This is a genomic window from Paraburkholderia nodosa (assembly GCF_001718195.1).
GTDB classification, from domain to species: domain Bacteria; phylum Pseudomonadota; class Gammaproteobacteria; order Burkholderiales; family Burkholderiaceae; genus Paraburkholderia; species Paraburkholderia nodosa_A.
In genome coordinates this window covers 291,445-302,158 of sequence record NZ_MCNV01000009.1, presented here as the reverse complement: position 1 = coordinate 302,158, position 10,714 = coordinate 291,445, and the positions used below count along the sequence as shown (strand labels likewise).

Annotated in this window: 9 protein-coding genes; 7 read left to right on the top strand and 2 right to left on the bottom strand. The window is 63.8% G+C overall.

Going from position 1 to position 10,714, the window contains the following annotated elements; all coding sequences use genetic code 11:
- On the top strand, nt 1-389 hold a 389-nt coding region (locus BFD71_RS18435), incomplete at its 5' end, for a 4Fe-4S dicluster domain-containing protein (RefSeq protein ID WP_176732905.1).
- A 69-nt stretch (nt 390-458) separates the two neighbouring features.
- Here the strand turns inward: BFD71_RS18435 and BFD71_RS18430 are convergent.
- Nucleotides 459-1,562: an MBL fold metallo-hydrolase gene (locus tag BFD71_RS18430; RefSeq protein ID WP_069265726.1), complete on the bottom strand. Its 1,104-nt coding sequence runs from the start codon at nt 1,560-1,562 to the stop codon at nt 459-461.
- Nucleotides 1,563-1,878: 316 nt separating this feature from the next.
- Here BFD71_RS18430 and BFD71_RS18425 point away from each other — a divergent pair, with 316 nt between their 5' ends.
- A complete protein-coding gene (locus BFD71_RS18425; protein ID WP_069265725.1) occupies nt 1,879-2,103 on the top strand; it encodes a hypothetical protein in 225 nt (74 codons plus the stop codon).
- A gap of 11 nt (nt 2,104-2,114) precedes the next feature.
- Here BFD71_RS18425 and BFD71_RS42190 read toward each other — a convergent pair whose 3' ends face one another.
- A complete protein-coding gene (locus BFD71_RS42190; RefSeq protein WP_256094786.1) occupies nt 2,115-2,270 on the bottom strand; it encodes a hypothetical protein in 156 nt (51 codons plus the stop codon).
- A 496-nt stretch (nt 2,271-2,766) separates the two neighbouring features.
- On the opposite strand from BFD71_RS42190, the gene BFD71_RS40600 reads away from it, so the two are divergent.
- From BFD71_RS40600 to BFD71_RS18400, 5 genes are all read left to right on the top strand, one after another.
- A complete protein-coding gene (locus BFD71_RS40600; RefSeq protein ID WP_141710714.1) occupies nt 2,767-3,075 on the top strand; it encodes a hypothetical protein in 309 nt (102 codons plus the stop codon).
- Between the two features lie 299 nt (nt 3,076-3,374).
- Nucleotides 3,375-4,289, top strand: a complete 915-nt coding sequence (locus BFD71_RS18415; RefSeq protein ID WP_176732904.1) for a class I SAM-dependent methyltransferase — start codon at nt 3,375-3,377, stop codon at nt 4,287-4,289.
- A 177-nt stretch (nt 4,290-4,466) separates the two neighbouring features.
- Entirely contained in the window at nt 4,467-5,915 is a 1,449-nt protein-coding gene (locus BFD71_RS18410; protein ID WP_069265722.1) for a TolC family protein, read from the top strand.
- Nucleotides 5,916-5,920: 5 nt separating this feature from the next.
- Nucleotides 5,921-7,060 (top strand): efflux RND transporter periplasmic adaptor subunit, encoded by a 1,140-nt coding sequence (locus tag BFD71_RS18405; RefSeq protein WP_083245324.1) that lies wholly within the window; start codon nt 5,921-5,923, stop codon nt 7,058-7,060.
- A complete protein-coding gene (locus BFD71_RS18400) occupies nt 7,057-10,113 on the top strand; it encodes an efflux RND transporter permease subunit (RefSeq protein ID WP_069265721.1) in 3,057 nt (1,018 codons plus the stop codon). The genes BFD71_RS18405 and BFD71_RS18400 overlap by 4 nt, the downstream gene beginning before the upstream one ends.
- Nucleotides 10,114-10,714: the final 601 nt, after the last annotated feature.

Sequence of the window (10,714 nt, the reverse complement as noted above, 5' to 3'; positions counted from 1 at the left end):
ACCAGCATCGCGACCACGAGATGCTCAAGCCCGCTTCGCAGTGCAAGCCGATCGAGTATCCGAAGCCCGATGGCAAGCTCACGTTCGATCGTCTGTCTTCGGTGTTCATCTCGAACACGAATCACGAAGAGAACCAGCCCGCGCACCTCACGCTCAAGGACGCGAGCGTGCCCGTGAACGTGAACCTGCGCACCTACGCGGGCCCCGAAGCGCGCTTCTGCCCGGCCGCGGTGTACGAGTTCATGAAGAACGACGACGGCAGCGACCGCCTGCAGATCAACGCGCAGAACTGCGTGCACTGCAAGACCTGCGACATCAAGGACCCGACGCAGAACATCGTATGGGTCACGCCCGAAGGCGGCGGCGGCCCGAACTACCCGAACATGTAAGCGCCGGGCGGCGACTGCCGTCGATCCGACTTGTGGCAGGAGAGGCGTAGTGCGCCTTTCCTGCCATTTTTACGTCCGCGAATACCAGTACATGCCGTCGTCGCGCAGCTCGCGTTTCACTTCACCGCGATACATCAGGTAGTTCAGGCACGCCAGGCTCTCGCCGGTTGCGAGGCTCATCTGCCCGAGATCGTCCTCGCCGATGCGCCGCGCGAACAGCGCCCCGAACACGTCAACGGCGCGGCGCGGTTCGGCGAGCGTGCCGCGCAGGCGCGCGAGGCTCTTGTCCTGCCCCTGGCGCAAGCGTTCGATGCGCGCGTGCAACCCGTAAAAGCAGTCGTTATGCGAGGGGAGCACGAGCACGTCGTCGGGCACTTCGCGTTGCAGCTTGTCGAACGATGCGTACCACTGGGCCATCGGGTCCGCGTCGGGCTCGATCGGATAGACCGAAACGTTCGAGGAGATGCGTGGCAGCACCTGGTCGCCCGAAATGAACAGCTTCAGCGCCGGGCAGTAGAGACACGCGTGTTCCGGCGAATGCCCCATGCCGACGATCACGCGCCAGTCGTGCGCGCCGATGCGCACGACCTCGCCGTCCTGCAGACGCCGGAAGCTTTCCGGCAGCGCGTGGATATGCTGGCCGAAGCGGCCGAAGCGCGCGCGATAGACGTCGATAGCCGACTCGCTCCAGCCCGCGCGGCGATAGAAGTCGAGTGCGTCGGCAGGCGCTTCGCGGCCCGTGTCGGCAGCGGCCACGCGGCAGTTGAAGTATTCGGTGCGCGTCATCCAGAGCCGGCAGTCGAACGCGCGCGTGAGCCAGCCTGCCATGCCCACATGATCAGGGTGCATGTGCGTGACCAGCACGCGCGTCACGCGGAACGCCGTGTGCGCCTCGCCACCTTGCGGGAAGATCGCGCGCCATACAGCCGTGGCCGCATCGGTGCGCGCACCCGTATCGACAACGGCGCAACCTTCGGCGTCGTCGACAAGCCATACGTTGATGTGATCGAGCGTCCAGGGCAGCGGCATACGCAGCCAGCGCACGCCCGGCGCGATTTCGAGAGTCGAGCCCGGCGCGGGTGGGGCCGGATAGGGATAGCACAGCGTTGATCGCGCGCTATTGGACGCGACCTCGGGCGTGCTCTCGGGGATGGCTTCGGTGCGTTCGGTCATGCTTGGGGCGCAAAGGGAAATGGGGAGCGCATACTTTCGCGCATCGCGCGCAGGATAACGCGAACGCGGCGGGCCCGCCCACGTCCTTTTGAGGGGCTGACATGACTGCGGCAGGACGCTGCGCCGCCGCACGCCTTGTTTACTTTTGTTTCCGCTTGTTGCTTCTCGTTGCCGCCTGTTTCCCTTTGTTGCCCGATAACGACGCCCGATCGCGTAGCATCGCACCTCAACGTCGATATTTATTGCGCCGCAACAAAATGATGCCTACACTGACCAATGCCGGCTGCCTCGACGCTTTCGCAAAGGAGGGCGTGACATGACGAATCGATCAAACACATTGCATGCATCTCTGAAGCTGCACGTCTTCGAACAGGAAGGAGGGTGGCATTGGGGCATCACCATCCCTCGCAGTGCGGGTAGCGGCTTCAAACTCATCGCATACAGCGAAACGACCTTCAACGGCGAGAGCGAGGCGCTGCGCGACGGCAGTCGCGCGCTCGAGAATCTTCCGGAAGACGCGGCACTCGCGTTCGCGCCCTGAAACGTACCGCCTCAACGGCAGGCCCATTCACGAAGTCTCTTTAGGCACATGCAGTAGATGAACTTCTGCGTGGCGCCACCCGGCGTGTGAGGCTCTTCGCGTGCCTGTTTGATCAGCGTGAAGGGCGCGCCAAATTCGGCGTGCAACGCATCGGCGCTGTAGTGCATGACGGGCAGCCCGCTGCAATGGTCGGGACCCTCCTCGGCGAAAGTCCCACGATCACGATGCCGCCCGGTTTCACGTCGCGCAGCACGGCGTTTACATAGGCTTCGCACGTCTGCGCGCTCGTTCCTTGAGCAGCGCGAGGATGCTCCCATTATCGCTGAAGATAGGGAATGGGCGCTTGCGGCGCGTTTTTGAAGTGCGGAGTTTTGTGTTGAAAACGAACTATTCAGATAAGAAAAGTTATCTTATCCGTCTGGTTTGATGGAGCACCTGGAGCACATCAAGCGGTCTTGCGCAAAGCTGTGAACTTGCACGTCGCGGTTTTCGCGCAGTGTGCAAGCGGAGCCACAGGGTAGGGCGTGCAAAACCGGCGTCAGACAACGCCTGTCGCACGCCCTTGCGCCTTAGCCCAGCTTATTGGCCTGTTCCTTCGCTAGCAGGCGTTGAGCCTGTCGGTCTCCGCGGTTGGCTTCCTGCGCGGTCTGAACCGACGTTTCGGTGGCTTCGGCGAATGCTGCGCGTGCGGCGTTGCTGATCGTAACGGCATACGAAGCCGACGGCGTCGAAGCCTGTGTCGTCGTTGTCGGCGCCTGCGTCTTGCTGGCAGGTTGCGTAGCGGCAGCCGCCTGCTGGTTCTGCGCGCCGGTATTCGCTGCTGTGGAAGCGGCGGGTTGGCTAGAAACTGCCCGGATTGTCATCAGAGGGTCTCCGATAAAGAGAGAGAAAAACCGTGAACTGCGCCCGGCTTATCGGAGTACCTTCCAAATACTTAAGAAGTATTTATTTTTTGAAAATGAATCAACTTAAGGCTCGTATAAGCTGCGGTTCGATTCGCGTCAACGCCGGTCATAATCGCCTGACGATCTGTTTTAAAAATGTGGTCGGGTCCGAGTTTTCGGACGCTGCGTGCCGGGGCTTGCGTGGCCATTGAAATGATTGCCAGTATGTCATGGAATGAAAGCGACTCTTATTCAGGCTAAAAACCGCACCTTTGGCACCGCGAAAATAAGGCTCCACGTCGGGAATACCGTTTAGATAAGGAGTTCATCAGAATTCAAGGCTACCATCGCGCGAGTCTTTCAAGTTTTCCCTGGAAATCCATTTTGTTGCCACTCACGAACGACGTCACTCAGGACAACTGGTCCACGTGGATCCACCGGCAGCGCCATGGCAATGATCCCGCCCATGAGCACCATGTCCGCGCCGAGATCACAAGGTACGCGGACCGTGTGCTGGATTCCGTCCGCCTGCGCCCCGGGATGACATTGGCCGACATCGGGACGGGTGATGGTCTCGTCGGGTTTCGCGCGATTGAACGTGCCGGCGCCGCAATCCGGGTGCTCATGACCGATATTTCGGCTCCGCTGCTGCGGCACACGGAAGAGAGGGCCCGAAGCCTGGGGGTAAGCGGGCAGTGCGCATTCATACACGGCAGCGCCGAAAATCTGGCAGGCATCGCCAATGAGGCGGTCGATGCCGCCACGATGCGCGCGGTGCTGGCGTATGTGGAAGACAAGCCCGCTGCAATGCGAGAGATCTACCGCATCCTCAAACCGGGTGGCCGCTTCGCCATCGCCGAGCCGATTTTGCGTGACGAAGCGCTCGAGGTGTGCATGCTCAAGCAACTCGTCGATTCCGGCGCGTTCAACGCGGAAGATCCCTTTTTTCCCTTGCTGCTTCGGTGCCGGGCGGCGCAGTTCCCGGACACGGAAGAGAAGGCGCGCTCGCTGTCCATCACGAATTATGGTGAGCGCGACCTCGTGCGCTTCGCGATCGACGCGGGCTTCACCGACATCCGTCTGGAATTGCACATCGAAGTGCGAACCGAAGACAGCCTGCCTTGGGAAACGTTTCTTCGTACCTCGCCCCATCCGTTGGCGCCCAGCCTGGAAGAGGTCTTCGAAAAGGAATTTACCCGCGAAGAGCGCGCGTATCTGGAAGTCAGGATGCGGGCGATTTTCGAAAGCGGAGCGCAGCTCGGCGCTGAGCGCATCGCCTACCTGGCGGCGAAGCGGCCGTAGAGACCGGATGGGAACGCCTGCTTAAGGATTGCATAAGCGTTAACCCTGCAGAATGCGCAGCATGCCTGCCGCAACGCCACCAACGTGTGGCGTTTGGGTTCAGGTCCATGCTCGCGCATTCATGCTGCGCGGGATTGGCTTGAGGAGTCCATATTGTCCAGCCCGCAGTCTCGCGCAATGTGTCCGCGCGTCTTTCACTTCAGCATCCCGAATCGCACGCGCGCTGCGCTCATCGCCGTTGTATCGGGCACCGCACTGCTCGCCGGCTGCGCAAGCTACAAGGCGCAGCCGTTGGCACCGGGTCCTTCGTTGATCACGCAGGGCGCGCTCGCACGGGTGCAGATCGACCCCGCGAAAATGCCATTGCCCGAGCTTGCGGCACACCGCTTCGATCCGTCGAACGGCTTCGACATCGAAGACGTCGCGATGCTGGCAGTCGCCAACAATCCCGACCTGAAACTTTCACGCGACGACCTCGGCATTGCGCAAGCGCAGGCGTTTTCGGCGGGACTTCTGCCGGATCCTCAGGTGAGCGTCTCCAGCGACTATCCCGGCGCTGTCGGGTTGTCGCGCGCGTTCAGCTACGGTCTGAGCATGGACGTGATGGCGATTGTCACGCGTGGCGCGAACACGAAGTCCGCCAACGCCACGGTTCGAAAGACCGACCTCGGTCTGCTCTGGCAGGAGTGGCAGGTCGTGGCGCAGGCGAAGCAGCTGTACGTGAGAGCGCGCTTTCAGGATGAGGTGTTGCCGCTGCTCGAGCAGCAGACGGCACTGGCCCGCACGCGTTACGAACGCACCGCGCACGCGGCAAGCGAGCACAACGTGACGGCGGACAGCGTCACCGCGTCGCTCACGGCGTACGAAGACGCCCGCAAGCAGTACACCGACATGCAGCACGCGCGTGAGCAGACGCACCATGACCTCAATGCGCTGCTCGGCCTCGCGCCCGACACGACGCTGGCGCTCACAGGCGACACAGCAGTCACGCCGATGCCCGATGGCACGCTCGACGCCGCGGTTGCAATGCTGGCGCAGCGCCGTCCCGATCTGATCGCGCTGCAGGCCGGCTACGAGGCGCAGGAGCAGAAGTACCGCGCCGCGATCCTCAACCAGTTTCCAAGTCTTTCCGTGGGCTTTACGCGCCAGCGCGACACCTCGGAGATCTACACGAGTGGTTTCGCGATCAACCTCACGCTGCCGGTCTTCAACCGCAATCGCGGCAATATCGCCATCGAGCAGGCCACGCGGCAGCGTCTCGCGGACGAATACCAGACACGCCTGAATGCGGCTTACGCCGATATTGCCCACCTGCGTGCCGACAGCGCGATCGCCGCGCATCAACTCGATCAGGATGACGCTGCGCTGCCAGGGCTCGAACGTGCCGCCGCGCAGGCGCGCGACGCCTATGCGGCGCGCAACATCGTGCTTGGCCAGTATGTCGATGCGCAAACTGCGGCGCTCTCGCGTCGCATCGATGCGGCCACTGCGCGCGAAGCGCTAGCTGAGCAACGCATTGGCCTCCAGGCGCTGCTCGGCAGCGCGATCCCCGATCCTGATCAGGCTCCGTCCGCGCGAGGCGCCACTGCTGAAAGCGCGCCATCCAATACCATCGTTGCACGTTGATCTCCATGACTGAGCACCGCTTTCTTTCCGGCACGCGCACGCGTGTCGCCGTCTGCGCACTTGGCGCGGCGGCCGCGCTCGCCGCTGGCGCAGCACTTTTCGCACCGCATGCAGCGCGCGCGGATGACGCCGGCGCTTCGGGCAGCACGCCCGCGCCATCCGCCGCCGTGCAGGTCGTGCGCGTGATGCGCCAACCGGTTGCCCAAACCGTCGTCGCGTATGGCTCGGTTGCGTCCGCGGCCTCGAACGCCACGTCCATCAGCCTGCCGTATCTCGCACGCGTCACGCGCGTGCTCGTCCAGCCCGGCCAGACCGTAGCGCAGGGCGCTGCGCTCCTCGTCGTGCAAGCCGATCCAAACGCCGTGATCGCCTATACGCAGGCACAAAGCGCAGCGACGCTCGCACGTGGCGAACTCGCGCGCACGGGCTCGCTCTTTCACGACGGTCTCGCCACGCAATCGCAGCTCGCCGCGGCGCAAAAAGCGCTGGATGACGCTCAGCAAGCGCTTGCTGCGCAACAAGCGACGGGCATCACACCGGGTTCGAAGACGATTACGGCACCAGTGGCCGGCGTCATCGCGCAGCTTGCTGCGGTGCCGGGCGACCGGATCCAGGCGGGCACTGCGCTCGCCCAGCTCGTTGCATTCAACGGCGCCGCGGGCAATGCCGCGAACATTTCGCTGGGCGTCGAACCCGCCGACGCGCTCACGCTGCACGCCGGAGACCGTGTCGTGCTGCGCCCTCTGTCCGCCTCGCTCGGGTCGCAGCGCGCGCAGGGGCGCATCGTGCTCGTCGGCGCAGCCATCGACGCGCAGAGCCAGCTCGTGAACGTAAGTGCGAACGTACCGCTCGCGGGTGCTGCCTTCCTGCCGGGAACGCGCGTGCGGGCCGACATCGACACGCAGACCGGCACGTGGTGGAACGTGCCGCGCGCCGCGGTACTGCAGGACGCGAAGGGCCGCTATGTGTTTCAGGTCGCGCCGAACAACAAGGCGCACCGCGTCGACGTGAAGGTAAAAGTCGAGCATGGCGATACGTACGGCGTGGATGGCGCGCTCGACGCCTCGCGGCCGCTCGTCGTCGTCGGCAACTACGAACTCGAAGACGGCATGGCCGTGCGCGTGGCGCAAGGCGGCGCGCGATGACGTTCAGCCAGTGGATGCAGCGGCACCGTCGTTCGCTGCTGTTCGTGATCGCGCTTGCCGCGCTTGCCGGTGCGCTCACCGCGCTGCGTCTGCCGATCTCGCTCTTTCCTAACGTTTCCTTTCCGCGCGCCGTGATTTCACTCGACGCGGGCGACCGTCCGGCCGAACAGATGGCGACGCTCGTCACCATGCCGGTGGAAGAAGCGTTGCGTCGCGTGCCGAACGTGCGCGACGTCGAATCCCGCACGAGCCGCGGGTCGGCGGAGATCTCCCTCAATTTCGACTGGGGCACCGACATGGCGCAAGCCACGTTGCAGGCGCAGTCGGCCATTGCCGAGATCCTCGCGACGCTGCCGCCCGGCACCAGCATGCAGGTGCGCCGGATGGACCCGACCGTGTTTCCGGTGCTCGCATACAGCCTGACGTCGTCGCGCTTGTCGCTTTCTCAACTCTACGACCTCGCCCAGTTCCAGTTGCGTCCGCTGCTTTCCTCCGTGGCGGGCGTGGCGCGCGTGGACGTGACGGGTGGGGCGCGCGACGAGCTCGAAGTGGCCGTCGACCCCGCACGCCTCGCGACGTACAAGCTCTCGGTGGGCGATATTTCGCGTGCAATCGGTGCGGGCAACGTGCTGATGGCCACCGGGCGCATCGAGGACCACGACAAGCTCTTTCTCGTCGTGGCGAATTCGGCTTTCAGCGGGCTCGATACGCTGAAAAACGTGGTCGTGTCGTCCACTGGCGCGACGCAGATCCGCCTGCGCGATGTGGCCACCGTCACCCAGGGGACCGTGCCGCAATGGATCCGCGTGACCGCCGACGGTCAGGATGCGGTGCTGGTCAACGTCTACCAGCAGCCCGGCGCAAACAGCGTGGCGATGGCGCAGGCGATTCGCGCTCGCCTGAAGGACTTCGGCCCACAGATGCCGCACGGCGTGACGCTCTCGAACTGGTACGACCAGAGCGAGCTCGTGATCGCCTCGGCCACCAGCGTGCGCGATGCCATCATGATTGGCGTGGTGCTCGCGGCGCTCACGCTCTTCGTATTTCTGCGCAACACGAAGATCACGCTCATTGCAGTGGCGCTCGTGCCCATCGTGATGGCCGCGACCATTCTGCTGCTCGACGTGTTCGGCATGGGCTTCAACATCATGACGCTCGGCGGCATGGCGGCGGCGGTGGGCCTCGTGATCGACGACGCCATCGTGATGATCGAGCATATCGCGCGGCGTATGCGCGAGGCAGGCGCGCATGCGTTCCATGGCCGGGTGATGAGCGCGGCGCTCGAATTCACGCGGCCGCTCGCCGGCTCTTCCGCGGCAACGCTCATTATCTTTGTGCCGCTGGCGTTTCTCTCGGGCGTAACCGGCGCGTTCTTCAAGGCGCTTTCGGTGACGATGGCGAGCGCGCTCTTCATTTCGTTCCTCGTCACGTGGCTTGCCATCCCGATTCTCTGCGACCGCTGGCTCACGGCGAAAGACGCCGAGGAGCATCGCGAAACGCGCTTCGCCGCGTGGCTCAATCGCACCTACGCGCGGCTCGTCTCTCGCGTGAGTGCGCGGCCCCTGTGGGTGCTCGCGCTCGTGGTTCCGCTTGCGCTGCTTTCGGCGCTCGCGTTCACGCGGGTCGGCAGCGGCTTCATGCCGTCGATGGACGAGGGCGGTTTCGTGCTCGACTATCACACGCAACCGGGCACATCGATCACCGAAACCGATCGACTGATGCAACAAATCGAAGCGATCATTCGCGCGAACCCGAATGTGGCGACGTATTCACGCCGCACCGGCGCCGGACTTGGCGGCGACCTGAACGAGCCGAACAAGGGTGACTTCTTTGTGCGCTTGAAGTCCGGTAGCCGCGAACCGATCGACACGGTGATGGAGGAGATCCGTTCGCAGATCGAAACAAAAGTGCCCGGCGTGAGCGTGGAACTTGCCCAGTTGATGGAGGACCTGATCGGCGACCTCACGGCGGTTCCGCAGCCCGTGCAGATCAAGATTTACTCGGACGACTCCCATGTGCTCGACACGACCGCCCAACGTGTGGCCGCACGCATCGGCAAGATCGGCGGCATCGTCGACGTGAACGACGGCATCAATCCTGCCGGCGACGCCATCGATCTGCGCATCCGGCCCGACGCCACGGCTGCCGAGGGCATGGATCCGCAGGCAATCGCGCAGCAGGTCTCCGACCTGCTGGACGGGAATGTGGCGACGCAGTTCCAGAGCGGCCCGAAGACAGTTGGTGTGCGCGTGCGTGCGCAAGGTGCGCTGCAAATGACGGACACCGAACTTGCGCGCCTGCCGTTGCGCGCGCCGGATGGGCACGTGTTCGCGCTTTCACGCGTGGCCGAACCGGTGCACGTGAGCGGCCAGCCCGAGATCAGTCGCGACAACCTCAAGCGCATGGTGGCGGTGACGGCGCGCATCGATGGGCGGGACCTCGGCTCGACGATCGCCGACGTGCAGCGCGCGCTTGCCGATCCCGCGCTCCTGCCAGCGGGCGTCTACTACGAACTTGGCGGCTTGTACCAGCAACAGCAGATCGCCTTCAAGGGGCTGCTCGCGGTGTTCGGCGCGGCCGTGGCGCTGGTGTTCGGCCTGCTGCTATTCCTCTACGAGCGCTTTCGCGTGGCGCTCGCGGTGATGGCAATGCCGCTGCTCGCCACCGGCGCCGTGTTCATCGGGCTGTGGGTGACGGGCATCGAGCTCAACATCTCCGCGATGATGGGCATGACGATGATCGTCGGCATCGTGACGGAGGTCGCGATCTTCTACGTTTCCGAGTTTCAGGGGCTCGTACGCGACGAAGGCGTGCCGCTGGAAGAGGCGTTGCAGGCCGCGGGTCGCAATCGCCTGCGGCCCATCGCGATGACGACCATCGCAGCCATTCTCGCTCTGCTGCCGCTTGCCTTCGCGATCGGCCAGGGTTCTGCAATGCAGCAACCGCTCGCCGTCGCGATCATCTCGGGCTTGATCGTGCAGATGCCGCTCGTCCTGCTGGTGCTGCCTGTGCTGCTGCGCCTCCTGCTTCGAGTAAAGGGGGCAGGTGAGTGATGGCGGGTGCAAAACGAAGAGGTGTGCAAATGATTTGCATCCACCGGTAACAGATTCGAAAGAAAAATCTTTGAAATAGTCGTTGACTCGGCTCGCGCGTCGTCACTAGAATTCGCGTGTTTCCACGAAAGGGGCATTTGCCTTGGACAGTTGTAGTTGTCGACCTTCGAATCGTTTTTCTGCCTGACCGGCACGACGCCCGCCTGGATTCTTCCCTAGCCGCCGTCCTGCCAGCAGGCAGACGGTGCGCGCCGCAGTAGCTTCCGCAGTCTCTCCCGCGCATCTCTTCGATTGGCCGCCGTCGTTGGCGTGTGTGCTATCACGCACGTTCGTCAACGCGACCCTGCGTGTCGAGCCATTGGCTCGCGACGCCGCTTGTTCACGCCGTTTTCGCGCGCTGGCGCGCGGGACCTGGCGTGTGGTTAAACACGTCCGTCAAGCTTGATTCGGACCCTGACAACAGAGGAGTTCACAATGCCCGACCCTGAGCCTTGTCCCTGCACGACTTGCGCTGCGTTCCCACAAGGCGCGGCCCGCTTCGCCTGACATCAGTCCGCACACGTTCCTCCCACACGCCCGGGCATATCGCTCCCGCGTGAAG

Bases quoted from the DNA above. Each gene is read 5' to 3' on its own strand.
- BFD71_RS18430 (WP_069265726.1), bottom strand. From the start codon at position 1,562: ATGACCGAACGCACCGAAGCCATCCCCGAGAGCACGCCCGAGGTCGCG.
- BFD71_RS18425 (WP_069265725.1), top strand. From the start codon at position 1,879: ATGACGAATCGATCAAACACATTGCATGCATCTCTGAAGCTGCACGTC.
- BFD71_RS42190 (WP_256094786.1), bottom strand. From the start codon at position 2,270: ATGCACTACAGCGCCGATGCGTTGCACGCCGAATTTGGCGCGCCCTTC.
- BFD71_RS18410 (WP_069265722.1), top strand. From the start codon at position 4,467: ATGTGTCCGCGCGTCTTTCACTTCAGCATCCCGAATCGCACGCGCGCT.
- BFD71_RS18405 (WP_083245324.1), top strand. From the start codon at position 5,921: ATGACTGAGCACCGCTTTCTTTCCGGCACGCGCACGCGTGTCGCCGTC.
- BFD71_RS18400 (WP_069265721.1), top strand. From the start codon at position 7,057: ATGACGTTCAGCCAGTGGATGCAGCGGCACCGTCGTTCGCTGCTGTTC.